Raw genomic sequence first — 25,701 nt, 5'->3', positions numbered from 1 at the left:
TTCGTCATTGCCAGGAAACATGGGTTATATTTATTGGAATGTAACAGGAGCTTCCTATATATTTAAAGGTATAGGTATTCGAACTTTTTTAGATGGGGAATAATGACAGACGAGAAAAAACACGTGACATTTGAAAGTTTTGTGCATTCTTGACTATAGAAGCAAAAGAGTGCTATCATAAGGTTTGCGAATTTCCGTCTTCTGTAAGAAAGTAAAAGTTTACTATATACCACTAGTTTAATAGAGGTGAAAGCATGAAAAATTTCTTGAAAAAAGGCCAGCATTTATTTGTAAATAACATACTAGGCTTTTTTGTTGTTGCTATAGTCTTGTTTTGGATAAAGACCTACATTGGTTATCGAGTGGAATTCAATTTAGGCCTAGAGAATGGATTACAACAATTCTTACTTTTCATTAACCCAATTAGCTCGGCTATCTTGATTTTCGGCTTGGCATTATTGGTGAGGGGTAAAAAGTCGTTCAAATGGGTGATCAGGTTAAACCTATTGATGTCCTTATGGTTATTCTTTAATATCGTGTATTACCGTTCCTTTACGGATTTCATTACACTACCAACCTTGACGCAAGTGCAAAATGCCGGAGATTTGGGACCGAGTGTTTTAGCATTATTTAAATCTTATGACGTATTTTATTTCCTAGATACGGTTCTTTTAATGGTTCTATATAAATTCAAAGACGTTAAATTGGAAAACGTTAAAGTTAAACGTCGTACAATAGCATTGGTTTACCTTACTGGACTTGTGATTTTCGCTATCAATTTGGGACTGGCTGAAAAAGACCGCCCACAATTATTATCAAGAACATTTGATCGGAACTACATTGTTAAGTATCTTGGCATGTTCAACTATACTGTATACGATGCCGTTCAAAACACTAAAACGTATGCTCAGCGTGCAACGGCCAACAGCACGGATATTGCAGAAGTCGTCAACTACACAAAAGCGACAAGTGCAGAGCCGAATCCGGAATACTTCGGTAAAGCAAAAGGCAAGAACGTTATTTACTTGCATTTGGAATCAATGCAGAATTTCTTGATCGACTATAAGTTGAATGGAGAAGAGGTTACTCCTTTCCTAAATTCACTTGCACATAACGAGTCGGACTTCATGTACTTTGATAATTTCTTCCATCAGGTTGGTCAAGGAAAGACAGCGGATGCTGAATTCATGCTTGAGAATTCATTGTTCGGTTTACCACAGGGAGCAGCATTCACTACTCAATCGCAAAATACGTATCAAGCAGCACCGGCTATCCTAGGACAAAATGGATACACTTCCGCCGTGTTCCATGGTAACTATAAATCCTTCTGGAACCGGGATAAGATGTATAAGTCACTTGGATTCGATAATTTCTTTGATGCCGCACATTACAATATGGACAACAAAGATGAAGTGTTGAGTTATGGATTAATGGATAAGCCTTTCTTTAAAGAATCGATCCCTATGTTAGAAACGCTTCAACAGCCTTTCTATACAAAGTTCATAACTGTATCCCATCATTTCCCTTATGCCATGGACCAAGAGAAAACAACCATCGAAAAACATACAACAGGGGATGCATCAGTTGATAGTTATTTCCAAACAGCTCGTTATGCTGACGAAGCCCTTAAAGAATTCTTCGATTATCTGAAGGAATCAGGTTTGTATGATAACTCTGTCATCATCATGTATGGCGATCATTACGGTATCTCGGAAAACCATACAGATGCCATGTCAAAAGTGCTTGATAAAGAAGTGGGCACGTTTGAAAATGCACAGCTACAACGTGTACCATTATTAATTCACGTTCCAGGTGTTGAAGGTGGGGAAATGCACCAATACGGAGGTCAAATCGATCTTCTTCCAACCATGCTTCATTTACTCGGAATAGAATCCAATGATTATGTACAATTCGGTTCAGATCTATTGTCAAAAGATCATAATGAAATTGTACCTTTCCGGAATGGAGACTTCGTATCGCCAGAAGTTACTTCTATCAAAGGAAAATACTATGATTCGAAAACTGGGGAATTGGTCGAGGAAAATGAAGACATCCTCAACTCTAAATCGAGAGTGGAGACCATGCTCAATTTATCCGACAAAGTCGTGAATGGTGACTTGCTTCGTTTCTATTCACCGAAGGGCTTTGAACCAATCGATCCAGCAGATTACGATTATACGTACAAAGAAGATGAATCAAACCAGGTTGATCCTGATAAGAAATAATAATGAAAGAAAGCAGGGTGGGAAGCAAATGCTTCCCACCCTGCTTTTTTTTGTAGGTACGTTAAGACTTTGAAGTCATCATGGCAATGTACTTTTTGATTTCTTCGGGATTTCCGGCGTATTTTTCGGCACGCTGTTCATCTTTAAGTAGTTTATCTTTTGCCTTTTTTAAAATTTCCTCACCTTTTGACTGAGGGACGACGACTACTCCATCCATGTCCCCAATAACCAAGTCCCCTGGGTTTACGGTGACTCCACCACAGGAAATGGGCAAATTGGTCTCTCCCACTCCATATTTTCCACTTGAGGCAACGGTGGTGCCTTTGCTGAATACAGGGAAATCAAGTTCCTTAATAGCACCGAGATCACGTATCACTCCATCAACCACGAGTGCCCCAATTTGCATCGTCTTCATCATGCCAATGACGAAGTCACCAGCAATGGCCCGGTATGTATCTCCTTTACTGTCGACCACCAATATATCCCCTGGACGTGCCTCGCCGATTGCTTTTAACACGGCTGAGTTATCACCAACGGGTAATTGAACCGTATATGCCCGGCCGGCAAACCTATACCCTTCCTTTAAGGGCTTAATGCCTGAATCTACGTTGTTCATGCCCTCCATTGCATCTGAAATGGCCGTGGTAGGAATCTCTTTGAATTGTTGAATTAAATGATCCATATTCTTCATCCTCCTCATTTTAAAAAGACACCTTCATTATACATGTTATTTTAATTTTCTGATAACTAAATCCGGCTAGGTCCCAGAGGATTTCGCTAGTCGACCTGCTCACATTATTCCATTAGTAAAGCCCATCCTTATACAAGGATGGGCTTTATATATCAGTTGGAGACGAGTGATAATTGACCGTCTTCCATCTTATACACTTTATCGCAATATTGTAGCATGCGTTCATCATGGGTTACCATGATGGCTGCTTTCTTCCGTGACTTAACTTCTTTGGCGATAAGTTGGACGACTTCATGTCCTCGTTTGGAATCAAGGCTTGCAGTTGGTTCATCTGCAAGTATGATATTGGGTTGGTTCATGAAGGCTCTGGCGATGGCTGTCCGCTGGCGTTCTCCACCTGATAACTCGTTTGGAAACTTACTCATTTTACTTCCTAGACCTAAGTCAGTGAGTAGACTTTTAGCAAATGCTTTATCTTGCTTTGTGATCTTGCCTGCCATTTTTTTCACGACAAGCAATTGGTCAAGTACCGTTAAATACGGTATGAGGTTCGATGTTTGTAAGATAAAACCGATATCGTTCAAACGGACATTGGCCAGTTCTTTCGCATTGAGGCCACCTAGATCCTTACCATTCAGGCTGACTGCACCTGCAGAAGCTTGAAGGAGGGCTCCTGCTATGGAAAGGAAGGTACTTTTACCAGAACCGGATGGGCCAATGACGGCCACAAATTCCCCTTGTTCGACGGATAAAGAAACATCTTGAAGGGCCGCTATCTTATGGCCACCCTCTTCGTAAAATTTCGATACATGTTCAAGTTGTAATCCAGTCATTATTCTGCCCTCCCAATAGCTTGCAATGGATCGATTTTCGTGATTTTACGAACTGAAATCCATGAACTTACAACGGATATGATAAGTAAAATTATGCTGTAGATAATCACTAACTTCGTATCCAGTTCAAATGGCATGCCTGCTGGTAAGATAAGTGCCGTACCATATGTTAAGAGGATACCTACGATTATACTGATAAGTGATAATAGGAACACTTGGGAAACAATCGCTTTACCAAGGAACCCATTGCTTGCTCCAATCGCTTTCATGATGCCAAATTGGTTGGATTTTTGTAGCGTTAGTACATAGAAGAATACACCTAGGACGAAAGCTGAAATCGCAAGAAGGAAGACAAGCATCATAACGATTGTCCCATTTTCTTCCACGTAACCTGGCATACCTTGAACCGCTTGGGATTTAGTAACGATATCATAACCCTTGAATTCTTTATTTATGGAATCAACGTCAATATCTTTGCCTTGAAGCATAATGGCGTTAACAGGTTCATTGACTCCATTATCGGAACCAGGAGCCGCATAGTGAATGCTCCGCCACTTATCAAGTGTTGTAAAGACGGATGTCACATGGTTGTATGTTTGATTTTCTGTAAATCCAACAATCGTAACTTTCTCTGTCGTTCCTTCCAATTCCAAGGTATCGCCAAGCTTAAAGCCTTCTTCCTTGAATGAATCATTTACGACAACATCTTTGGGACGATCTTTAGATAGAGCATGTCCTTCGATGATTTCAGGCTCCAGGAAGCTACCGGGTTCTATCGCAAGCAAGGCGATATCCGTTTTTTCCTCCGTTGCGTCAGTATCCCCTTTTAAAACAGTTGCCATTGAATGTCCCATGGGAGATACAGCTTTGACTTCCGGGAATTCCTTCAGTTCATCTGCAAGATCTCCACTAAACATGGACCGTGTCATCGAGTTTCGGGATCCTTCTTCAAAGACTACATAATCGGCATCCATATTCTTGAAGGATGCGGCACTTAATGTAGAAAGTCCATTGCCAAGTCCTGAAAGGATGAAGACTAGCCAAGATATGAGCACTAGGATGATACCTATCATCATGAATCGGAATTTTCCGTGCTTGAGTTCCTTTAGTGCAAGATACATCGTAACACCTCTTTAGTTTTATAGTGATTAGTCAGTTATGACTATTACTCCTAAAGTATAGTACCGTCTGTATTAATAGTCAAATAGAAATTCCATGCAAACAAAAAACCCCACCGAGTAGGAAGTGCAGGCTACTTGGCAAGGGTTTAGACTATCATGTACTTTTCAGTTCTTTCAGCTGATCCTTAAGGGTGAGTACGGTGTTCTTGATGAATTCCGTTTCTGCTTCAAGCATGGCAATCTTATGAGCTACGGCAAAATCGACGCCATGTCCTGAACCGTGTACGGGAGTCTTTTTTAACACGGTAATCAGTTTCGCATTCTCTGTGAGCTTGTTTTCAAGAGCTGGAATGACATTTTCCAAGGGGAGGTGATCAATGAACATCAGGCCGATATCCCCGCTGAACTTTACACTTTCCGCAGAGGAGAGGTTTTGAATGAGCAGCTCGTAGAAATATTGTTTTCCCTTTTCATTAATGGAATACACTTTACGAGGTGGTCTGTTGCCTTCTTGCTCAGTGTGTACCTCAATGTAGCCTTGTTTACTTAATTTATCTAATGTTGCATAAGCGGTTGGCTTCTTCATATCTGTAATGGTACTTAAGTTTCTTTCTATGAATTCATTAATTTGGTAGCCATGTTGACTCTGGGCCATAAGTAATCCAAGTAAAATAAGTGATCGAGTATCCATAATGGGGCCCCTTTCCGATGGTATCTACTCTTATAGTAGCATGTTTTACATCAAATCTATAGCATGAGTTGGTCGATAAATGGATGAAGCGAGGCCCATAGTCTTTTCTGAAAAGAGACCAATAGACGAAGCGGGTCTACCGGGGATTGCATCATTCGGTGTTTCTGCCTCGCTTTGTTAATCCCAGGCTTATGAGAAATTACATGTGTACTGTTTTCTAGCGGGTATAATGGGTATAGTAGTGGAAAGAAGAGAAGAAGAAGGAGGAGGAAACGATACGTGATCATTGTATATATTAGTCTGGCCCTCTTTATTGGTTCGATTATTTATTTAGCATTTTTTGCTTTTAAGACATTTAAGGATTCTAAACCAACCATTGATAATGTAAATGAAACTGTTGCGCGCATGCAGGCGAAAACAGATCAGATTAAGTCGGAGACGGATCATCTTGCGGAGACACAGCAGGAAATCACAGAGGATGTTCAATATAAAAAAGAAGCGGTTCAGTATACGGTGGATGCCGCGAAGGAAACACCCCAACCATTTAAGAATATCTGGCATACCATTAAAGGCGATAAAGGGACAATGACAAGCAGAAGAAATGGGTAAGAAACGTTTGACCCCCATTAAATCGAAATGATATAGTACAGGTAATTGAAATGTTTCTAGGGTTCCGCGGTGCAAGGCCGGACTGGTCCGAGAGAGACGCGCAGGGAAAACTCTGCGTACACGGAGGGATAAAAGCCCGGGAGGTTATGTTTGTGACCTCCCGGGCTTATTCTGTATTGGAGGAAAATAAGATGGCTTGGATTCAACTCGTTATTGCTGGGTTATTTGAAGTGGTTTGGGCTACAAGTTTGAAATATACGGAAGGATTCACGAAATTATTTCCTTCGGTCATCACGATTGTAGGCATGATTATCAGTTTTTACTTTCTGTCCTCAGCAATAAAGACGCTACCGATGGGAACGGCGTATGCGATATGGACGGGAATTGGAGCAGTCGGCGCCGTATTGGTGGGCATCATTGCGTTTAACGAACCGAGGGATGCCATGCGCCTGGTCTTCGTTGGTTGTATTGTCGTGGGGATTCTCGGGTTGAAAATCACTTCTTCTGAATAACTCCTTCCCTCCTTGCAAATAGTAAGGGAAACCATATGTGAGGAGGGAAAAGATGAAAAAATACAAAGCGATAGTGACAAGCGTAATGGTGGCTTTATTCATTACAGGATGTTCCGCGAATGAAAATGAAGGAGCAAACGAAAACCTCGGGCTGAATCGGACCAATCAGGATAGAGATTTGAGTCAAACTGGTTATAATCCTACGACGGTGAACGATAGAACGGATACTAAAACTAACAATAATAATAATAACAACGACAACAACAACAACAACAACACTGGTCAAGGTAACAATCAGATGAGGGTAACTGAGAATATTGCTGACCGGGTCGAGGAATTGAAGCAAGTAAAAAGAGCAAGAGTTATCGTGATCGATAATGATGCATATGTGGGTGCCGTACTCAGAAAAGGGGAAGACTCCATTACCACGGAAGTGAAAAACAAAATTGAAGGTGCTGTAAGAAACAGTGATACTTCCATCCATGATGTTCATGTATCGACCAACCCCGATTTTGTAAAGAGGATGGATCAATACGTGAAAGATGTTAAAAGTGGAAAACCGGTTGAAGGGTTTACAGATGAGTTTCAGAATCTTGTACACAGGGTTTTCCCTAGTTAAACTAGCATATATCCATTCATGATCATCAAGGCTTGTCCGATTGATTTTCAGCTGAAGAGCTTGAAGATAAAGCGGGTGAGCCTTTTTTTAGGTGAAGAAAATATGTTATTGGTAATATTCTGAAGTTTCACTCTTTATAATAGAAAGATTATTGTATAATTATGTAAAGGTTAAGGAGGGAGTGGTAGGTATGGAAAAGACGTGGTGGAAAGAGTCGGTTGTTTATCAAGTGTACCCTCGTAGTTTTATGGATAGCAATGGAGATGGAATAGGTGACTTGAGAGGAATCTTACTCAAGCTTGATTACTTACAGGAGCTTGGTGTGGATGTAATCTGGCTTTCTCCCGTATACAAATCACCGAATGATGATAACGGGTATGATATTAGTGATTATCAGTCAATCATGACGGAATTCGGGACGATGGATGATTTTAATCGGCTTTTAAGTGCGGTCCATGAACGGGGAATGAAAATCATGATGGATCTCGTAGTGAATCATACGTCAGATGAACACCCATGGTTCCTGGCTTCCCGTTCCTCCGTGGATGACCCGAAGCGAGATTACTATATTTGGAGACCTGGTAAGGATGGAAAGGAACCGAATAATTGGGAGTCTGTCTTCAAAGGTTCGGCATGGAAATATGATGAGGGAACGGATGAATATTATCTACACTTATTTAGCCAAAAACAGCCCGATTTGAATTGGGAGAACCCTCAACTTCGTGAGGAAATCTATAGCATGATGAAGTGGTGGCTGGATAAAGGGGTTGATGGATTCCGGATGGATGTCATTAACTTTCTATCGAAGGACCAGCGATACATGGATGGAAACATTTTGGATGGAAAACAGCACGGCGATGGAAGTCCCTATTTCCTGAATGGACCCAGAATCCATGAGTTCTTGCAGGAAGTCAATCAACGCGTCCTTTCTGATTATGATGTGATGACAGTTGGAGAAATGCCCGGTGTTTCACCAGATGACGCGGTACTCTACACAGGGGAGGATCGTGGGGAATTACATATGGTCTTCCAATTTGAACATATGGATATAGGGGGAGGACCGGAAGGAAAATGGAATAATGAAAAATGGGATCTGAGCGATTTAAAAGGGATTCTCTCAAAATGGCAATATGGGTTGGAAGAGGTAGGTTGGAACAGTTTGTACTGGAATAACCATGACCAGCCAAGAGTTGTATCAAGATTCGGAGATGATGGGGAGTATCGGGTGGAAAGTGCGAAGATGCTTGCTGCTTGTCTTCATATGTTAAAGGGGACACCCTATATCTACCAGGGGGAAGAGCTGGGAATGACCAATATCGCTTTTGAAAGCATAGAAGAGTATCGTGATATAGAAACGATGAATTCCTATGAAGAATTAGTGAATACGTATGGATGGTCAAAAGAAAAGATGATGGCTGCCATTCATGCACGTAGTCGAGATAATGCGCGAACACCCATGCAGTGGAATGATGGACGGAATGCGGGATTCACGACAGGAACTCCATGGATCGGCGTGAATGCCAACTACCCGGAAATCAATGCAGAGAAGGCCTATAATGATCATCAATCCATTTTTCATTTTTATAAAAAGCTCATTCAATTACGTAAACAACATGACATTATCGTATATGGTCGTTTTGATTTACTTTGTCCGGATGATGAACAGATTTTTGCCTATACGAGGACGCTAGGTGAGGAAAAGGTGCTTGTGCTATGCAACTTTAAGGGACAAGAAGCGACTTTGACGATACCGACGGCGTTACATTCATTAAAGGCTACCCTGTTGATCGGCAATTATGAGCAGGAGGAAAGCGACACGGTCTCCAGTGAACCGTTGCGTCCATATGAATGCCGTGTCTACCTTTTGAAATAAGTAAGGACCTGAACTTCTCTGTTGAAGAGAGATTCAGGTCCTTTTTTTTATTTCACTTTTAGATCACATTCCTCAAGGGGAATGATTTTGGATTTATGTTTAATTTTATATCCGAGCCAGAGAACGAAGAACAAAAGAAGACCAATGTAGGAAACAAACATGGAGTTCCAATCAATTCCGTCCGTGCTGAAAGCTTGATAGCCTTGTCCAAGGATGATGAAGAGGCAAAGGACAAGCGCAAAAACCGGACCGAACGGAAAGGTTCTTGAACGGTATGGGAGGTCATTTAAATCCAGACCTTGAGCGATATAAGCTTTTCGGAATCGATAGTGGGCAAGGGCAATCCCGACCCATGTGACGAAACCAGCCATACCGGAAGCGTTCAGTAACCAAATATACACGACTCCATCCCCGAAGAAGGAAGCCAAGAAAGCAAGACATCCGACTAAAGAAGTCACGATAAGGGCATTTACAGGTACGCCTCTTTTATCAAGCTTGCCAAGGAACTTCGGTGCTTTTCCGTCACGTGCTAAATCCCATAGCATACGGGTTGATGCATACATGCCAGAGTTACCAGCTGAAAGTACGGATGTTAAAATGACTGCGTTCATGACAGCAGCGGCAAAGGCAAGGCCTGCGCGTTCAAAAACCAGCGTAAATGGACTGACGGCAACATCTTCACTTAGTAAACGTGCATCCGTGAAAGGAATGATCATTCCTATGACAAAGATTGCTAGGATATAGAATAAGATAATGCGCCAAAAAACGGATTTTATCGCCCTAGGGATGTTTTTCTCAGGATCTTCACTTTCTCCAGCGGTTACTCCAAGCAATTCCGTTCCTTGGAAGGAGAAGCCAGCTGCCATGAAGACTCCTAGAATGGTAAAGAAGCCTCCATTAAATGGCCCATCACCCATGGTGAAATTAGAAAAACCAATTGGATCATTTCCGCCCATGATACCAAAAATGATTAAAAAACCAGTAATTAAGAAGATAATGACGGTCACGATTTTAATCATTGCAAACCAATATTCGGCTTCGCCAAAGCCCTTAACGGACATATAGTTAATTAAGAACATGATGAGTAATGCAACGGCACTCCAAATGAATGATGGAGTATCCGGGAACCAAAATTTCATGATCAGGACAACGGCCGCCAATTCAGCTGCTATCGTGATGGCCCAGTTATACCAATAATTCCACCCAATCGCAAAACCGAAAGAGGGATCGACGAATTTGGATGCATAAACGCGGAACGAACCGGCAACTGGCATATAAGCAGCCATCTCGGCAAGGCTTGTCATTAAATAAAAAACCATGGCGCCAATTACCGCATAAGCAACTAATGCACCACCGGGGCCAGCCGTATGAATGGCACCACCACTCGCTAAAAATAGCCCGGTGCCGATTGTTCCACCTAGAGATATCATCATAAGGTGCCTAGCTTTCAGACTCCTTTTCAGTTCAGTAGGATTTGAATTTTGTTGTTGATTTTTCAATTGATGTTACACTCCTTTTTATGGGAAGGGGACGGAATATAAAAAAAACAGCAGTCGAAAAAGATCGACGGCTGTATATAGATACCCGTTTAATCCTTCCGAAGATAGCTCCCCACGTTTTATGAAAACGTGACAGTGATGTTCCTTTTCGAAAACATCGCCAGCCTAGAAATACAAGGAATATTTCTACACTTCGGCAACTTATCCTTTCAAACGGAGTCGTCAACTTTCCTGAATCTCGTCCGTGTTACTTTTATAAGTCGCAGCCTCTAACTCATCGGTAAATGAGGAAGTATTCAATTCGTACTGTTAATAACGCGAATTTTAAATGGTGACATACAGTTTGTGAGTCACTGAATGAAATTTGCTATATTAAAATTATAAAATATTCCTCTAGAGAGCGCAATGTTTATTTTTCAAGTATCTTTTTCCCTAATTAGACATGAATCAAACCATTTCGCGCTCAACTGGATAATATAGGTGAATAATAAAATCAAATAATTCTGATTATTAGACACTTTTTCGCGTTATAAGGCTGAAACCTAGCTTTACATGTTTGATCGTGGCAGGATCCTCAAAAAGGTCAACAGCCATTCTCCCAATCGAATCCAAGGGTAGGGATATAGTCGAGATATCCAGCATTTCGCTAATACTATCGTTATTGAAACCAAGGATGGCGACGTCTTCAGGTATCTTAACTCCCGCTTTTTGAGCGGAAATGATGAAGCCGGCTGCCGTATCATCGTTCGTTATAATGATGGCCTCCGGCTTATCCTGCATGGCGACCCATTCTTGAAAGGCTCTTTCTCCGTCTTTGATATAGTAACTGCCTTCAAACAGCCATTCCTCTTTACTGATAAAATGATGTTTTTTCATGCTATCTTGAAACGCTTTTATCCGAAGTGAACTATTCCTGCTCTTTTTTCGCCCAAGACTGTAGCCTATTTTCTTATATCCCTTGTTTACCAAGTAGTCGAGGGCTGAGGAAAAGGCGGCATAATGGTCGATGCTGATCGAAGAAAATTCAGACTGAGTTGTATCTTCACATAAGATAATCGGACCGTAGACATGATACTCCAAGAGCACTTTCATTTCTGAGATTCTAGAACAGACGATGATACCATCGAGTTGCTTCATTTGTAACATTTTCAGTGCTTGGATTTCTTTCTCTCTTTCATATTGTGTTTGGAAGATGACAATATGGTACCCAAGGACATTTGCTTGTTTATTAATTCCCTGGATGATTGCTCCGTAATAGGGGTGGTTGGTGTATGGAATGATGACGCCAATCAGATGAGTCTTGCCTTTCGAAAGATGTACGGCATTGATATTTCTCGTATAGTTCAATTGCTCGATGGCCTTTAGTACACTCTTTCTCTTTTCCTCACTTACATAAGGATGGTTATTCATCACGCGAGATACGGTCGTAATCGATACACCTGCATATTCAGCGATTTTTTTTATGTTCGTCATTAGATCACCATTTTTCGTTTTTTACAGTCTACCCTATGAAACCCATTTCAGAGCAAGAGAACGAAAGCATAACGGGAAAATTCCTTCATGAAGGGACTTGTTCTGGTATGGGTTTCATCCTTTAAGATTAATAAAAGTCTTGAAGGAGGGATGAAGATGTTAACGACTTTGCTTTGTTTGATCATGCTTTGTGGGATTGAGTTGGGGTTAGCTTACCTAGCAGTAAAATTACAAAAATGATTTAAAGCTTTGCTTCATAATAAAAAACGGAAATCGCCCATGACCCGAGATGAAGAAGTAAGAGAATACCTAGAACAGGGGCAACAGAGAGTTTTACGCCAAAAAATAATAAGAAGAAAAAGATATAGATCCCAAAAAGGGTGAAAAACCAGCTGGTTGCCCGTGCTTTAGTTCGGATGAGGTCAAATCGTTCATCCAATCCCCGTCGCTTGGCAGCGGCACGGCGACCTCCCCTTAATCCAGCCAGCCCTCCGATGATGCCAAGGGTACTTCCTAAAAAAGCCCACCAGTTAAAATCCATTACATTTCCTCCTCCTCAAATAGAAATATATCCTCAATGGTCAAATCGAACACTTTTGCCAGTTTGTAAGCAAGCTTGATGGATGGATCGAATCTTCCGGATTCTATAGAAATAATCGTCTGCCGGGATACGCCCGTTAGTTCGGATAGCTTTTCTTGTGTAAGTTGATGAGACTTGCGCAAATCCCGTAATTTGTTTTTCAACCCCTCCGGCTCCTTTCTTTAATGTAAAGCTCACTATACGTAAAGTATACTTTACAAAAGTTGTTTTGTATATATTTTCCTGCATTAAATTTCTTCAGTCCAACATTTAAAAATTTGCACTTTTTACGAATAATTGTGTATAGTATAAAATAAGTTGTATAGAGGAAACATTCTAGCGCGTAGGACAAAATATAACGGATTTTTTTTGGCCTAAATATTGCCCTTGGTAAACTTTTTTATATAGGGCTATAAATTGGAGGGGGATACATGAAGTTTTTGAAATGGGTTGGAAGCTTGCTTATGGCAGTGGTCATGATATCAGGATGTAGCAATGAACCATCGAATCACGTTCAAGGAAAGCTGAATGTAGTAGCTACGACGGGGATGATTGGGGACTTAGTCGAGAATATCGGCGGTGAACATGTGAAGGTCACAAGTTTAATGGGGCCGGGAGTCGACCCCCACCTATATAAGGCAACGCAGGGGGACGTGAAAACACTTGATTCAGCTGACATGATTTTTTATAACGGTGTGCACCTTGAAGGGAAAATGACGGATATCTTTGAAATGATGAGTAAGGAGAAACCGACGATTGCGGTGACGAAAGACTTTACGGGGGATCAGCTTCATAAGGTCAGTGAAACGGAACATGACCCGCATGTCTGGTTTGATGTAAAGCTTTGGATGGTGGCAGCGGAAGCCGTGAAGGAAGAGCTGATTGCAAATGACCCGGACCATGAAGCTAGTTATCTAGAAAATTATGAAGCCTATGTTATCCAGTTGAAGGAACTTGATGAATATGTCCATGAGGAGATAAATAAGATTCCGGAGAATCAGCGGGTCCTCGTCACGGCACATGATGCTTTTGGGTATTACGGCAAATCATATGGATTGGAAGTGAGAGGGCTTCAGGGGATGAATACTCTATCGGAATATGGTTCGAAGGATGTAACGGATATGCGTGAATATCTTGTGGAAAATGAAATCAAAGCCATTTTCGTGGAATCAAGCGTACCGAAAAAGGCTATCGAAGCGGTCATTCAGGGAGCTGAAAAGCAAGGCCATAGCGTGGAAATAGGCGGCGAGCTGTTCTCGGATGCAATGGGGGAAAAAGGCACGGAAGAAGGAACCTATATCGGAATGGTCCGGCATAATACCGATACGATCGTGAAGGCATTAAAATAGGAGGAAATGGGATGAATTATGCGTTGAAAGTCGAGAATCTGACGATAGCTTATCATAAAAAGCCGGTGGTTGAAGATGTAACATTCGAGGTTCCGGAAGGGAATCTGATTGGTATCATCGGTCCGAATGGGGCGGGGAAATCCACCCTGATCAAAGGGATTCTTGAATTGGTTCCAAGACTAGCCGGAAAAGTCACGATCCATGGTGCTTCTTATAAGTCCATGAGGAAAAGTATCGGTTATGTACCACAGCGAGAATCGGTAGATTGGGATTTCCCGACAAATGCACTCGATGTCGTGATGATGGGCCGGTATGGGCACCTAGGCTGGTTGAAGCGTCCCGGGAAGGCTGAACGAATGAAGGCGATGGAATGCCTGGGGAAAGTAGGGATGGTTGAGTATGCAGACCGTCAGATTAGTCAGCTTTCCGGCGGACAGCAGCAACGGATCTTCCTGGCACGGGCATTGGCGCAGGAAGCGGACATCTATTTCATGGATGAACCATTTGTGGGTGTTGATGCCGCAACGGAAAAGGCTATCATCCAGCTTTTGATGGAGTTGAAAGAAAAAGGGAAGACCGTTCTGGTTGTGCATCACGACTTGTCGACTGTGAAGGAATATTTCGACTGGACGATGTTGCTGAATAAAAAGGTGATGAAAATTGGCCCGACAGAAGAGGTCTTCATTCCTGAGTTTTTGCAGGAGACATATGGGGGACGGTTAGCGATCATATCGGATTCAGAGTCAGGTCTGCTATTAAAATGAGGTGTACACGATGAACGTACTGGATATACTGGCGGACCCCAATACAAGATGGATATTGCTAGGCACCATGTTCCTCGGCCTTAGCAGTGGTGTCATTGGAAGTTTTGCTTACTTGAGAAAACAATCCTTACTGGGTGACACGCTCGCTCATGCGGCATTGCCTGGGATTTGCGTCGCTTTCATACTAACAGGTGTGAAATCGACCTCCTTCTTCCTCATCGGAGCGGCCATTGCAGGTTTAGTGGCGGTTTTCCTGATTAGCATACTGACGAGATACAGTAAAATCAAACAGGATGCGGCACTAGGCATCATATTGACATCATTCTTTGGATTGGGAATCGTATTGCTCACCCAAATCCAGCAGAGTGAATATGGAAACCAAAGTGGACTGGACACTTTTCTGTTCGGGCAAACGGCATCGATGGTGATGTCGGATGTGTATATGATGATGGCCGTTTCCTTTATACTCATTTTCACTTGTACGTTATTTTTCAAGGAATTTAAGCTATTGTCCTTCGATTCTGGATTTGCCAAAGGGATGGGTTTACCGGTCGTATTCCTCGACTATTTCATCATGATGCTGATAGTGGCGGCTGTCGTCATCGGCATTCAGGCGGTAGGGGTCGTATTGATGGCATCCTTGCTGATTACGCCCGCCGTTTCTGCCAGGTACTGGACGGAGCGCCTGCATATCATGGTCATCCTCTCTGGAATTTTCGGGTTGCTGAGCGGGGTGTCCGGAACAGTCATCAGCACGTCGGTCAATAACCTGCCAACAGGCCCCTTGATTGTTTTATCGGCCACGGTCTGGTTTTTCCTCTCCATGCTTTTTGCCCCTAAACGTGGAGTCATCTCCAAGACGTGGAGAAGGATTTCGGCAAAAAAGATTTATGTACATGAACAGGAAAAAAGGAAAGGAAGCCATTCAGCATGAACGATTTTTGGATTATCTTAGTCGGGGCGCTTGTAGCGAGTTCCTGCAGTGTACTGGGGTGTTTTTTAATAGTAAGGAAGATGACCTTGATTGGCGATGCCATCAGTCACTCGGTTTTACCCGGCATCGTATTGGCGTTTTTAATAACGGGGTCACGTGATTCGATTCCCATGCTGATTGGGGCTGCAGCACTCGGTTTACTTACTGTATTCTTGATCCAGCTATTCCAAACATCCGGGGTTCAATCCGACGCAGCGATAGGCATCGTGTTCACTTCCCTATTCGCAGTAGGGATTGTATTGGTCAGTTTGTATACACAGCAAATCGATTTTGATCTGGATCATGTCCTGTATGGCGAAATTGCATATACCCCATGGAATATGATGTCAATCGGTGGGGTTGAGGCAGGGCCAAGGGCCGTTTGGATTGTAGGAAGTTGTTTCATGATCAATCTTCTCTTACTTTTCCTATTCTTCAAGCAATTTAAGCTGGTTTCCTTCGATCCCGCACTTGCTGCAGCGATGGGCATACCGGTTATATTTTTTCACTATTTACTGATGGGTCTCGTTTCGATGACAACTGTGGCGTCGTTTGATAGTGTCGGTTCGATTTTGGTGGTGGGGATGCTCATTATACCTGCTGCAACGGCCTATTTGCTTTCGGACCGATTAAGTTGGATGATTGTCGTCAGCATCGGGGTCGGGATCTTGAGCTCGGTCATTGGGTATTATTCAGCAACTTTTCTTGATGCTTCCATCTCAGGGTGCATGGTTGGTTCAGCCGCTTTCTTATTCGGCTTGGCTTTCCTTTTTTCACCGATCAACGGGGTGGCCACTAGGTTTATAAAACGAAGAAGGGCAAGGGAAACCCATTTATAGTACATTCCACTTAGAGGCTGCATGATTTTCACTTCATGTGGCCTTTTTGCCATCAAACTATCCTTAGATATAGTTGTGATTTTCTTTGTTTAAAGTATAATGAGTAAGTGTAATTTAAAGAAGCAGGAACCTTTTTAAGGGAGAGTTCATTATGGAAGAACAAAATAAATTTTCATCGCGAATAGATTTTTCTTTGGTCACGATATTATTGTTGTTATGTATTGGTAGTTGTTTGGCCATATACAGTGCGCAGACTACTGGACAATATGAAGAAAACTTCTTAATAAAACAAATATTTTGGTATGCGGTAGGAGTCGGGATTGTTCTCGGAATCATTACGCTGGATTCAGATCAGTTGAAGAAGATATCTTGGTATGCATATGGGTTCGGATTATTGCTATTGTTATTATTGCTTGTCATGCCGGATTCCATCGCGCCCGTCCGTAATGGTGCGAAAAGTTGGTTCATCATTAAACCACTTGGATCGATACAGCCCTCGGAATTCATGAAGGTTTTTCTCATTTTGGCCTTGGCGAATGTCATTTCGAATCATCATCTTAAGAATACGTTGAAAACGATTCAAACCGATCTCTGGCTCCTTGTTAAAATTGGTCTTGTTACGGGAGCTCCGTTGCTGTTAATCATGCAACAGCCGGATTTAGGTACATCGCTTGTTTTAATGTCAATCATGATCGGAATGATCTTCATTTCTGGGATTTCATGGAAGATCCTGCTTCCAATCGTGACAGCCGGTATCGTTGCCATTTCCACCGTCATGTATTTCGTACTCTGGCATCCGGAATTGCTTGAGAAAATAGGTGTGAAAACGTATCAGTTCGGCCGTATTTATTCATGGCTGGATCCTTATAACTATGCAAGTTCGGAAGGGTATCATTTGACGAAATCCTTGCTAGCCATAGGGTCGGGGCAGACCACGGGCAAGGGCATAGGGTCAAGGGAAGTATATTTACCGGAAAGTCATTCGGATTTCATCTTTAGTATCATCGGGGAAGAATTCGGCTTCATCGGTTCCAGTATCATTATCTCCTTGTTCTTCTTATTGGTGTACCATATTACAAAAACCGGCATGGAAACGCGAAATAATTTCTATACATATATTTGCGTGGGCATCATCAGCATGTTAACGTTTCACGTGTTCCAAAATATCGGAATGACGGTCGGCGTATTACCGATCACCGGGATTCCGCTTCCGTTCATCAGCTATGGGGGAAGCTCGCTCATGGGGAATATGATGGCCATGGGCTTGATATTCAGCATAAGGTATCACTATAAAAAGTACATGTTTTCGACGGATATATAAAAAACGCCGGCCATTCACCATGGTCGGCGTTTTTTTATAGTTATTGAAGCTTTGAACCAGAGGGAAATTGATCTTTATAGCCAGAGAACTGTTGGTAGGACTGGCCTAAACTATCAGCTTGTGCCTTTTCCAAGCCATACCATCCTTTTTCGAACATCAGGTTATAAAGCTCCCGTTGCATTTCCTGGGTTTCTTTTGAGACCGAGAAAATATCTTGAAATAAAGCTTGGTTACTCATCTCATGGAGGGCAACTGAATAAGAGTTACAGAAATACTTCTCTGTTGCCAACATGTCATTTGTAAAATCACGGTCATTCATTTCTGGCGTCTTGGCAATGGTTGATTCGGGATTTTGAACCTTGTTTTGATTAGGCATCAAGAAACCTCCTTTACTGGAATTGTTGTTGGTTTTGCTGTTGGCTTGGATTTAAGTGGGACAAGATGGTGTCGTAATGACGTTGATGCATCTGTCCACAGCGGGTTAAAGCATCTATGATTTGAGGATCTTTACATTGTTTCGCGTAAAAGTGTGCCTTTTTAATCGCAATCAAGTTCCAGGAAAGCATATCGGTAAGGTACATGCTATCTTTTACGGATACCATTTCGGGTGGCTGTTTCATGAAGCCGGTCGTTTGTTGCTGGTTGTTCATCGAGTTTTGTTGTTCCATCATCTTACCTCCTTCATTGTGGTCTGAACGAGATTAATTTCCCCTGTTTTTCATTTTATATTCGAGAAGGGCAAGACACTGAATATACATGAAGGATATAAGGGCCTACCCTGACGTCTATTTTGCCAAACGGATTTGGAGGGAACGCAGATGGAACTAATGAGGACTTTCTTTCTCTACCTATCGAAGAATAAACCATTAATTAAGGCTGCGCGGAGATATGGATTGCGTTTTGGGGCAGCCCGCTTTGTTGCCGGAGAAACTTTGGATGAAGCGACTAAGGTCATTGCGGAACTAAATCGAAAAGGGTTATCTGTGACGATAGATTACCTAGGTGAATTCATAGATCATGAGCAGGAAGCAGAAGAGATGGCAAACCAGTGCATCGATGCGATTCGAGCCATTGCCGAGCATGGTCTCGATTCCCAGTTATCCTTGAAGCTGACGTCCATGGGTTTGGATATCTCGGAGCATGTTGTCATGAAGAATATGAAAAGGATATTAGAAGAAGCGAAAGCCGCTCGGGTATTCGTTACGCTGGACATGGAAGATTTTCCGCGCTGTCAGCCAACATTAGAAGTGTTCAAAAAACTAAAAGCTGAATATAATGATCTTGGAACGGTTATACAAGCATATCTTTATCGAACGGAGAAAGATCTTGACGAGTTGAATCCATTCCAACCGAATCTCCGACTGGTTAAGGGAGCTTATAAAGAGCCAAGGGAAGTAGCCTTTCCAGAAAAAGAGAAGGTGGATGCAAACTTCAAGAAAATCATTAAAAAGCATTTGCTGAATGGGAATTATACGGCTGTCGCGACCCATGATGATAAAATCATTGATTATACGAAAAACCTCGCCAAGGAACATGGCATCCGCACGGATCAGTTCGAATTTCAAATGTTATTCGGCATCCGTAATGAAAAGCAATTGGAATTAGCAAAAGAGGGGTATAAGGTTAGGGTGTATGTTCCATATGGAACGGATTGGTACGGATACTTCATGCGCCGCCTAGCGGAGAGGCCAGCCAATGTTGCATTCGTCTTAAAGGGGATATGGAAAAGGTAGCAGAAGTAAGAGCCGGCCCGGATAAGGGACGGCTACCCTACTTTGGGATCTATTTTTTATATTGATTGTTCTGGCTGTTCACCTTATTCTTTCCGTTGTTACGTTCACCGCCAGGACCGGCGTTCCCTTTCACGCTTGCGGCACTTACGGCTCCTTTGGAAGGATTATCTTTATGCTTCATGAGTATACGTCACCTCCTGTTCGTTATTTTCTTCTAAAGAGTGAAAACTAACCAGGGGTTTTACGATAAAAATATTTAATTTTTCCTGTTTAATCATTGCAGAATTTCCAATTTTATTCTATATTAGTAATAAGAATAAATATTCAAAAATTTTTTGAGACAAAAATGAATGAGCATTCATTCAATACATTGTGTAAGGGGGATATGAACTTGGTTCGACAAATACGAAAGGCTGCTGTTCTAGGGTCAGGAGTTATGGGATCAGGGATTGCTGCACACCTTGCTAACATCGGCATTCCGACTTTATTATTGGATATTGTACCTCGTGAACTTACGGAGGACGAGAAGAAAAAAGGTCTTACTTTAGAAAATAAACAAGTACGTAACCGCATAAGTCAGACTGCGATTACTAAACTTCTAAAACAAAAACCAGCTCCGTTATCGGCAAAAGGCAATCTGGCCTTGATTGAAGCGGGGAACCTGGAAGATGATATAAGCCGTTTAAATGAAGTGGATTGGGTAATTGAAGTGGTCGTGGAGAGACTTGATGTGAAGCAGAGTGTATTTGCTCAGGTTGATAAATACCGTAAACCGGGCAGCATCATTTCTTCCAATACATCAGGTATATCAATTGAGGCGATGGCCGAGGGACGTTCCGAAGATTTCCAAAAGCATTTCTTGGGAACCCACTTTTTCAATCCGCCACGCTATTTGAAACTTTTAGAAGTCATTCCTACGAAAGCCACTGCTCCTGAAGTGCTTGAATATATGAAGGAATTTGGTGAAGACGTTCTTGGTAAAGGCGTGGTCGAAGCCAAAGATACACCGAATTTCATCGCCAACCGCATCGGTACGTATGGGCTGCTTGTTACCCTTCGTGAAATGCAAAAAGGCGGCTACAGCGTGGGTGAAGTGGATTCTGTAACAGGTCCATTGATTGGCAGGGCGACGAGCGCAACATTCCGTACGCTTGATGTAGTGGGTCTTGATACTTTTGCACATGTTGCGAAGAACGTATTTGACCAGGTTGAAGGAGAGGAAAGGGAAGTTTTCCGCATTCCTGACTTCATGAATAAAATGCTTGAAAACGGTTGGCTTGGAAGCAAATCCGGACAAGGATTTTTCCTGAAAAAAGGCAAGGAAATCCTTGAACTGAATCCTGAGACACTTGAATACGAACCACGGAAAAAACTGAAAACGCCTTCTATGGAAATGGCCAAACAGGCAAAAGGTCTTTCTAATAAAATGAAAGCGCTTGTTTATAGTGATGACCGTGCTGGCCACCTGCTTTGGAATGTGTTGAATCCAGCCCTTGTGTATTCCGCACAACTGCTAGGGGACATTGCTGACGATATTGTGGCAATTGACCAGGCAATGAAATGGGGCTTCGGTTGGTCTACTGGACCTTTCGAAACATGGGATGCAATTGGTGTCGAAAAATCAGTGGCTCGCCTAGAACAAGAAGGTGTCACTGTTCCTCAATGGGTGAAGGAAATGCTGGATAAAGGCATCACTTCATTCTATAAAGAAGAAAATGGTGTAGTTTCCTACTACCACAATGGTGAATACAAGGAACTTCTTGAGAATCCAAAGGTGATCAACCTGAAAGCGATCAAGAAGCAAAAAGGCGTAATCAAGAAAAACAGTGGGGCAAGTTTGATTGATATTGGCGACGGAGTCTTACTTCTGGAGTTCACGTCACCGAACAATGCCATTGGTCTTGATATCATGCAGATGATCAATGCAGCCGTTGACGAGGCCGAAGCAAATTATAAAGGCCTGGTCATTGGAAACCAAGGCAAAAACTTCTGTGTAGGCGCCAATATCGCCATGATGTTGATGGAAGCCCAGGATGACAATATATTCGAATTGGATATGGTAATCAGCCAATTCCAAAAAGCAATGTTGAAAATTAAATATAGTGCGGTCCCTGTCGTCGTAGCGCCATTCAATATGACGTTAGGCGGAGGTGCAGAAGTTTCCCTTCCTGCCGCGCGCATTCAGGCGACTACCGAAACGTATATGGGCCTAGTGGAAGCTGGCGTTGGCTTGATACCTGGTGGCGGCGGAACAAAAGAGCTTTATGTGAAAACATTGAAGAGCATGCCAAAAGGCGTCGACTTTGATTTGCAGAAGGTAGCGAATCGGGTATTTGAAACGGTTGCCATGGCGAAGGTTTCTACTTCTGCGGAAGAGGCGCGCGAAAATAATTTCCTTGGTGCTTCCGATCGAATCAGTGTGAATTCCGACCATCAGTTATATGATGCGAAGCAGTCAGTCATTTCAATGTATGACCAAGGTTACACAGCACCAACCCGCACGAAAATCCCTGTGGTTGGTGAGACAGGTTATGCAGCACTTCTTTTAGGTGCAGAATCGATGCGTCTTTCAGGCTTCCTATCCGAGCATGACCTTGTCATCGCTAAAGAGCTTGCGTATGTCCTGGCTGGTGGGAAACTTCCATTCGGTACAGAAGTAGATGAACAGTATATCCTGGACCTAGAAAAACAAGCTTTCTTAAAATTGATTTCAACACCGAAATCACAACAAAGGATGCAACACATGCTTGTTAAGGGAAAACCACTTCGTAACTAATTGATCGTCCAAAGATAGAGTCAAGTAATCAAAGTTCAATAGGTTGATAGCTTAAAAATGAAGTAAGGGGGATCCTCATGAAAGAAGCAGTAATAGTAGCTGGAGCAAGGACTCCGGTAGGAAGAGCAAAAAAAGGTTCTCTTGCTAACGTTCGTCCAGATGATTTAGGGGCTCTTGTGGTGAAGGAAACGTTAAAGCGTGCTGGAAATTATGAAGGCAATATCGATGATTTGATCATCGGCTGTGCGATGCCAGAGGCAGAGCAAGGCCTGAATATGGCAAGGAATATCGGGGCATTGGCGGGCTTGCCATACACGGTGCCGGCCATTACCATCAATCGTTACTGTTCGAGTGGTTTGCAAAGCATTGCATATGGAGCGGAAAGAATCATGCTCGGCCAAAGCGATACGGTCATCGCGGGTGGTGCAGAATCTATGAGTCTAGTGCCAATGATGGGCCATGTTACCCGTCCGAATGCAAATCTTGCTGAAACGGCGCCTGAGTATTACATGGGCATGGGCCACACAGCAGAAGCTGTAGCGAATAAATATGGGATTTCCCGTGAAGACCAAGATGCGTTTGCTGTACGTAGCCATCAAAGAGCGGCGAAGGCCATTGCAGAAGGAAAATTTTCTGATGAGATCGTTCCGGTAGACGTAACGCTCCGTTCTGTAGGCCCGGATTTGAAATTACAGGAAAAGAAATTTCAATTCACTCAAGATGAAGGTGTCCGTGAGGGAACGACGGTCGAAGTCCTTAAAAAGCTAAGACCGGCCTTTTCCGTAACTGGATCCGTTACCGCAGGAAATTCATCGCAAACAAGTGATGGAGCTGCTGCCGTCATGGTCATGGAGGGAGAGAAAGCTTCCTCTTTAGGCATGAAGCCAATCGGTAAGTTCCGTTCCTTTGCTGTAGCGGGAGTTCCGCCAGAAATCATGGGGATCGGCCCAATCGCTGCGATTCCTAAAGCATTAAAACTTGCAGGGCTTGAGCTATCTGATATCGGTTTGTTCGAATTGAATGAGGCGTTCGCTTCTCAATCCATTCAAATCATCCGGGAGCTTGGTTTGAACGAAGAGATTGTCAACGTCAATGGAGGGGCGATTGCCCTTGGTCATCCACTTGGTTGTTCGGGTGCCAAATTGACCCTAAGCCTGCTTCATGAAATGAAACGCAGGAACCAACAATTCGGAGTCGTCACAATGTGTATCGGCGGCGGCATGGGTGCTGCCGGAGTATTCGAATTATTAGCATAGAACCTTTTGCCCGGATGCAGGTGCGTCATGTATCCGGGCCTTCAATGAAACTTACCATAATGAAACTTACCATATAGGAGGAATTTTCATGTCCAATCAAACAACAGATAACTTGATTAAAGGTGGAGCATTTTTAGTCGAAGATATTACGTATGATCAAGTGTTTACACCAGAGGATTATTCTGATGAGCACAAAATGATTGCCAAAACTTCTGAAGATTTCGTAATGAATGAGGTCCTTCCACAAGTTGAACATCTTGAAAACCATGAATTTGACCGTTCTGTAAAATTGCTGAAGCATGCTGGGGAAATTGGCTTACTAGGTGCTGACGTACCAGAAGAGTATAGCGGTCTTGGCCTTGATAAAATCAGCTCCGCTTTAATTACGGAAAAAATGGCACTAGCTGGCGGATTCGGAATTACGCACGGTGCACACGTAGGGATCGGTTCATTACCTATCGTATTATTCGGTAATGAAGAGCAAAAACAAAAGTACCTTCCACTACTTGCAACAGGTGAAAAAATTGCGGCATACGCTTTAACTGAACCGAGCTCGGGATCTGATGCACTGGGTGCGAAAACGACGGCGAAATTAAATGCAGAAGGCACTCATTATATTTTAAATGGAGAAAAACAATGGATCACGAATGCAGGATTTGCAGATGTATTCTGTGTTTACGCTAAGATCGATGGCGAACAGTTTTCCGCTTTCATCGTAGAACGTGAATATCCTGGTGTCTCTACAGGTGCCGAAGAAAAGAAAATGGGCATTAAGAGTTCTTCTACACGTACTTTGATCCTTGAAGATGTAGCCGTTCCGGTTGAGAACCTTCTAGGTGTCGCTGGTAAAGGTCATGTCATTGCCTTCAATATCTTGAACATTGGACGTTATAAATTGGGAGTCGGTGCAGTAGGTGGTTCAAAACGCGCCCTTGAACTGACAGCTGCTTATACAAATCAGCGTCAACAATTCAAAACGAAAATTTCCGACTTTAACTTAACGAAAGAAAAATTAGCGACGATGGCTTCTAAGATTTATGCGGCAGAAAGCTCTGTATACCGTACGGTCGGCCTTTATGACCAAAGACAAAGCAAACTGACTGATGAGCAAGTAAAAGATGGCAAGTCCATGGCAGCAGCCGTTGCTGAATATGCAATCGAGTGTTCATTGAATAAATTCTTCGCTTCGGAAGTGTTGGATTATGTAACGGATGAAGGGGTACAGCTTCATGGCGGTTACGGCTTCATGCAAGAATATGAAATCGAGAAAGCGTACCGTGACTCTCGTATTAACCGTATCTTTGAAGGAACAAATGAAATTAACCGTTTGCTCGTTCCAGGCACATTCCTGAAAAAAGCCCTTAAAGGTGAACTTCCACTTCTTCAAAAAGCTCAAGGCCTACAAGAAGAGTTAATGATGATGATGCCGGAAGAACCAGGCGACGAGCCATTGGCACAAGAAAAAATGCTAGTTAGAAATGCTAAGAAAATTGGCATTCTGGCTGCAGGTCTTGCTGCACAAAAATTCGGTAAAAAACTTGATCAAGAACAAGAAATCCTTTCAAATATTGCGGATATCGTATCTCTTGCCTATGCTGCTGAATCCGTGGTCTTACGTACGGAAAAAGCAATCGCGACTACGGGTCTAGAAAAGAACCAACAAAAAGTGCTTTACACTGAAATCTTCGTTCAAGAAGCTTTCAATGAAATCGAACAACATGCGAAAGAAACGTTGATTGCTGTTGAAACTGGCGATACACTTCGCATCATGCTTTCTTCACTACGCAAGTTGACTAGACATAACCCAATCAATGTCATTGCGAAAAAACGCGAAGCTTCCGTCAAAGTAATCGAAAATGAAAAATACGCACTTTAAGCATTAAAGTCCACAATAAAGGGAATGCCCGTCTTGGGTATTTCCTTTATTTTTTTGTGGGATTTTCATAGAGATGCAAAGAGAGTCT

At 42.6% G+C, this 25,701-nt stretch carries 25 protein-coding genes and 2 riboswitches; of the genes, 14 read left to right on the top strand and 11 right to left on the bottom strand.

The annotated features are described in order from the left end of the window. The first annotated feature begins 254 nt into the window (after positions 1-254). Positions 255-2,225: a lipoteichoic acid synthase gene (ltaS, locus tag AC503W_RS18755; RefSeq protein WP_407406285.1), complete on the top strand. Its 1,971-nt coding sequence runs from the start codon at positions 255-257 to the stop codon at positions 2,223-2,225. Between the two features lie 61 nt (positions 2,226-2,286). Here the strand turns inward: ltaS and AC503W_RS18750 are convergent, their stop codons facing one another. The 4 genes from AC503W_RS18750 to AC503W_RS18735 all read right to left on the bottom strand — a co-directional run bounded on the left by AC503W_RS18750 (position 2,287) and on the right by AC503W_RS18735 (position 5,561). Beyond that, on the bottom strand, positions 2,287-2,907 hold the full coding sequence (locus AC503W_RS18750; RefSeq protein WP_402870869.1) for an RraA family protein: 621 nt from the start codon (positions 2,905-2,907) through the stop codon (positions 2,287-2,289). Between the two features lie 161 nt (positions 2,908-3,068). Next, the gene (locus tag AC503W_RS18745; RefSeq protein ID WP_402870872.1) at positions 3,069-3,749 is read right to left on the bottom strand and encodes an ABC transporter ATP-binding protein; all 681 of its coding nucleotides are present in this window, start codon (positions 3,747-3,749) and stop codon (positions 3,069-3,071) included. Then, complete coding sequence (locus AC503W_RS18740; RefSeq protein ID WP_402870875.1) at positions 3,749-4,870, bottom strand: ABC transporter permease; 1,122 nt, start codon at positions 4,868-4,870, stop codon at positions 3,749-3,751. The genes AC503W_RS18745 and AC503W_RS18740 overlap by 1 nt, the downstream gene beginning before the upstream one ends. Positions 4,871-5,024: 154 nt before the next feature. After that, the gene (locus AC503W_RS18735; protein ID WP_402870878.1) at positions 5,025-5,561 is read right to left on the bottom strand and encodes a PadR family transcriptional regulator; all 537 of its coding nucleotides are present in this window, start codon (positions 5,559-5,561) and stop codon (positions 5,025-5,027) included. A gap of 279 nt (positions 5,562-5,840) precedes the next feature. On the opposite strand from AC503W_RS18735, the gene AC503W_RS18730 reads away from it, so the two are divergent. From AC503W_RS18730 to AC503W_RS18715, 4 genes are all read left to right on the top strand, one after another. Next, entirely contained in the window at positions 5,841-6,170 is a 330-nt protein-coding gene (locus AC503W_RS18730) for a DUF948 domain-containing protein (RefSeq protein WP_403123874.1), read from the top strand. Positions 6,171-6,215: 45 nt separating this feature from the next. Beyond that, positions 6,216-6,315: riboswitch (guanidine-I (ykkC/yxkD leader) on the top strand. 46 nt (positions 6,316-6,361) lie between these two features. After that, the gene (gene sugE, locus AC503W_RS18725) at positions 6,362-6,682 is read left to right on the top strand and encodes a quaternary ammonium compound efflux SMR transporter SugE (protein ID WP_407407593.1); all 321 of its coding nucleotides are present in this window, start codon (positions 6,362-6,364) and stop codon (positions 6,680-6,682) included. 52 nt (positions 6,683-6,734) lie between these two features. Beyond that, complete coding sequence (locus AC503W_RS18720) at positions 6,735-7,301, top strand: YhcN/YlaJ family sporulation lipoprotein (protein ID WP_427685745.1); 567 nt, start codon at positions 6,735-6,737, stop codon at positions 7,299-7,301. A gap of 190 nt (positions 7,302-7,491) precedes the next feature. Beyond that, positions 7,492-9,174, top strand: a complete 1,683-nt coding sequence (locus AC503W_RS18715; RefSeq protein ID WP_427591405.1) for a glycoside hydrolase family 13 protein — start codon at positions 7,492-7,494, stop codon at positions 9,172-9,174. Between the two features lie 47 nt (positions 9,175-9,221). On the opposite strand, the gene AC503W_RS18710 is transcribed toward AC503W_RS18715, so the two are convergent. The 4 genes from AC503W_RS18710 to AC503W_RS18695 all read right to left on the bottom strand — a co-directional run bounded on the left by AC503W_RS18710 (position 9,222) and on the right by AC503W_RS18695 (position 12,890). Continuing rightward, positions 9,222-10,673, bottom strand: a complete 1,452-nt coding sequence (locus AC503W_RS18710; protein ID WP_402870890.1) for an amino acid permease — start codon at positions 10,671-10,673, stop codon at positions 9,222-9,224. 97 nt (positions 10,674-10,770) lie between these two features. Beyond that, positions 10,771-10,953, bottom strand: a riboswitch (Lysine riboswitch). Between the two features lie 230 nt (positions 10,954-11,183). Beyond that, on the bottom strand, positions 11,184-12,146 hold the full coding sequence (locus AC503W_RS18705) for a LacI family DNA-binding transcriptional regulator (protein ID WP_427685743.1): 963 nt from the start codon (positions 12,144-12,146) through the stop codon (positions 11,184-11,186). A gap of 241 nt (positions 12,147-12,387) precedes the next feature. Beyond that, the gene (locus tag AC503W_RS18700) at positions 12,388-12,687 is read right to left on the bottom strand and encodes a hypothetical protein (protein WP_402870897.1); all 300 of its coding nucleotides are present in this window, start codon (positions 12,685-12,687) and stop codon (positions 12,388-12,390) included. Continuing rightward, positions 12,687-12,890: a helix-turn-helix transcriptional regulator gene (locus tag AC503W_RS18695; RefSeq protein WP_402870900.1), complete on the bottom strand. Its 204-nt coding sequence runs from the start codon at positions 12,888-12,890 to the stop codon at positions 12,687-12,689. Before AC503W_RS18695 ends, AC503W_RS18700 begins: the two co-directional genes overlap by 1 nt. A 267-nt stretch (positions 12,891-13,157) precedes the next feature. On the opposite strand from AC503W_RS18695, the gene AC503W_RS18690 reads away from it, so the two are divergent. The 5 genes from AC503W_RS18690 to rodA all read left to right on the top strand — a co-directional run bounded on the left by AC503W_RS18690 (position 13,158) and on the right by rodA (position 17,972). Next, on the top strand, positions 13,158-14,075 hold the full coding sequence (locus AC503W_RS18690; protein WP_402870902.1) for a metal ABC transporter solute-binding protein, Zn/Mn family: 918 nt from the start codon (positions 13,158-13,160) through the stop codon (positions 14,073-14,075). An 11-nt stretch (positions 14,076-14,086) separates the two neighbouring features. After that, positions 14,087-14,839, top strand: coding sequence for a metal ABC transporter ATP-binding protein (locus AC503W_RS18685; RefSeq protein WP_427685741.1), 753 nt, complete (start codon positions 14,087-14,089; stop codon positions 14,837-14,839). A 10-nt stretch (positions 14,840-14,849) separates the two neighbouring features. Continuing rightward, complete coding sequence (locus AC503W_RS18680; protein WP_427685739.1) at positions 14,850-15,773, top strand: metal ABC transporter permease; 924 nt, start codon at positions 14,850-14,852, stop codon at positions 15,771-15,773. Further along, on the top strand, positions 15,770-16,651 hold the full coding sequence (locus AC503W_RS18675; RefSeq protein WP_427685737.1) for a metal ABC transporter permease: 882 nt from the start codon (positions 15,770-15,772) through the stop codon (positions 16,649-16,651). The genes AC503W_RS18680 and AC503W_RS18675 overlap by 4 nt, the downstream gene beginning before the upstream one ends. Before the next feature lie 151 nt (positions 16,652-16,802). Next, positions 16,803-17,972, top strand: a complete 1,170-nt coding sequence (gene rodA, locus AC503W_RS18670; RefSeq protein WP_427685735.1) for a rod shape-determining protein RodA — start codon at positions 16,803-16,805, stop codon at positions 17,970-17,972. 40 nt (positions 17,973-18,012) lie between these two features. Here rodA and AC503W_RS18665 read toward each other — a convergent pair whose 3' ends face one another. Together AC503W_RS18665 and AC503W_RS18660 are read right to left on the bottom strand one after the other, a co-directional pair. Further along, complete coding sequence (locus tag AC503W_RS18665) at positions 18,013-18,348, bottom strand: spore coat protein (protein ID WP_427685733.1); 336 nt, start codon at positions 18,346-18,348, stop codon at positions 18,013-18,015. A gap of 13 nt (positions 18,349-18,361) precedes the next feature. Continuing rightward, complete coding sequence (locus tag AC503W_RS18660; RefSeq protein ID WP_427685731.1) at positions 18,362-18,640, bottom strand: hypothetical protein; 279 nt, start codon at positions 18,638-18,640, stop codon at positions 18,362-18,364. Between the two features lie 150 nt (positions 18,641-18,790). Between AC503W_RS18660 and AC503W_RS18655 the strand changes: the two genes are divergently transcribed. Then, positions 18,791-19,705, top strand: coding sequence for a proline dehydrogenase family protein (locus AC503W_RS18655; RefSeq protein ID WP_427685729.1), 915 nt, complete (start codon positions 18,791-18,793; stop codon positions 19,703-19,705). A gap of 49 nt (positions 19,706-19,754) precedes the next feature. Here the strand turns inward: AC503W_RS18655 and AC503W_RS18650 are convergent, their stop codons facing one another. Next, complete coding sequence (locus tag AC503W_RS18650) at positions 19,755-19,886, bottom strand: YuzL family protein (RefSeq protein WP_427685727.1); 132 nt, start codon at positions 19,884-19,886, stop codon at positions 19,755-19,757. Between the two features lie 210 nt (positions 19,887-20,096). On the opposite strand from AC503W_RS18650, the gene AC503W_RS18645 reads away from it, so the two are divergent. The 3 genes from AC503W_RS18645 (at position 20,097) to AC503W_RS18635 (ending at position 25,613) form a co-directional block, all read left to right on the top strand. Continuing rightward, the gene (locus tag AC503W_RS18645) at positions 20,097-22,481 is read left to right on the top strand and encodes a 3-hydroxyacyl-CoA dehydrogenase/enoyl-CoA hydratase family protein (protein WP_427685725.1); all 2,385 of its coding nucleotides are present in this window, start codon (positions 20,097-20,099) and stop codon (positions 22,479-22,481) included. Positions 22,482-22,558: 77 nt separating this feature from the next. Further along, on the top strand, positions 22,559-23,737 hold the full coding sequence (locus tag AC503W_RS18640; RefSeq protein WP_427685723.1) for an acetyl-CoA C-acetyltransferase: 1,179 nt from the start codon (positions 22,559-22,561) through the stop codon (positions 23,735-23,737). An 88-nt stretch (positions 23,738-23,825) separates the two neighbouring features. Beyond that, a complete protein-coding gene (locus tag AC503W_RS18635) occupies positions 23,826-25,613 on the top strand; it encodes an acyl-CoA dehydrogenase FadE (protein WP_427685722.1) in 1,788 nt (595 codons plus the stop codon). Positions 25,614-25,701: the final 88 nt, after the last annotated feature.

The organism is Peribacillus suis (assembly GCF_059384845.1).
This window is presented reverse-complemented; position numbering and strand designations above follow the sequence as displayed.

Coding starts and splice junctions, on each gene's coding strand:
- ltaS (WP_407406285.1), top strand. CDS start 255: ATGAAAAATTTCTTGAAAAAAGGCCAGCATTTATTTGTAAATAACATA.
- AC503W_RS18750 (WP_402870869.1), bottom strand. CDS start 2,907: ATGGATCATTTAATTCAACAATTCAAAGAGATTCCTACCACGGCCATT.
- AC503W_RS18745 (WP_402870872.1), bottom strand. CDS start 3,749: ATGACTGGATTACAACTTGAACATGTATCGAAATTTTACGAAGAGGGT.
- AC503W_RS18740 (WP_402870875.1), bottom strand. CDS start 4,870: ATGTATCTTGCACTAAAGGAACTCAAGCACGGAAAATTCCGATTCATG.
- AC503W_RS18735 (WP_402870878.1), bottom strand. CDS start 5,561: ATGGATACTCGATCACTTATTTTACTTGGATTACTTATGGCCCAGAGT.
- sugE (WP_407407593.1), top strand. CDS start 6,362: ATGGCTTGGATTCAACTCGTTATTGCTGGGTTATTTGAAGTGGTTTGG.
- AC503W_RS18720 (WP_427685745.1), top strand. CDS start 6,735: ATGAAAAAATACAAAGCGATAGTGACAAGCGTAATGGTGGCTTTATTC.
- AC503W_RS18715 (WP_427591405.1), top strand. CDS start 7,492: ATGGAAAAGACGTGGTGGAAAGAGTCGGTTGTTTATCAAGTGTACCCT.
- AC503W_RS18705 (WP_427685743.1), bottom strand. CDS start 12,146: ATGACGAACATAAAAAAAATCGCTGAATATGCAGGTGTATCGATTACG.
- AC503W_RS18700 (WP_402870897.1), bottom strand. CDS start 12,687: ATGGATTTTAACTGGTGGGCTTTTTTAGGAAGTACCCTTGGCATCATC.
- AC503W_RS18690 (WP_402870902.1), top strand. CDS start 13,158: ATGAAGTTTTTGAAATGGGTTGGAAGCTTGCTTATGGCAGTGGTCATG.
- AC503W_RS18685 (WP_427685741.1), top strand. CDS start 14,087: ATGAATTATGCGTTGAAAGTCGAGAATCTGACGATAGCTTATCATAAA.
- AC503W_RS18680 (WP_427685739.1), top strand. CDS start 14,850: ATGAACGTACTGGATATACTGGCGGACCCCAATACAAGATGGATATTG.
- AC503W_RS18675 (WP_427685737.1), top strand. CDS start 15,770: ATGAACGATTTTTGGATTATCTTAGTCGGGGCGCTTGTAGCGAGTTCC.
- rodA (WP_427685735.1), top strand. CDS start 16,803: ATGGAAGAACAAAATAAATTTTCATCGCGAATAGATTTTTCTTTGGTC.
- AC503W_RS18665 (WP_427685733.1), bottom strand. CDS start 18,348: ATGCCTAATCAAAACAAGGTTCAAAATCCCGAATCAACCATTGCCAAG.
- AC503W_RS18660 (WP_427685731.1), bottom strand. CDS start 18,640: ATGGAACAACAAAACTCGATGAACAACCAGCAACAAACGACCGGCTTC.
- AC503W_RS18655 (WP_427685729.1), top strand. CDS start 18,791: ATGGAACTAATGAGGACTTTCTTTCTCTACCTATCGAAGAATAAACCA.
- AC503W_RS18650 (WP_427685727.1), bottom strand. CDS start 19,886: ATGAAGCATAAAGATAATCCTTCCAAAGGAGCCGTAAGTGCCGCAAGC.
- AC503W_RS18640 (WP_427685723.1), top strand. CDS start 22,559: ATGAAAGAAGCAGTAATAGTAGCTGGAGCAAGGACTCCGGTAGGAAGA.
- AC503W_RS18635 (WP_427685722.1), top strand. CDS start 23,826: ATGTCCAATCAAACAACAGATAACTTGATTAAAGGTGGAGCATTTTTA.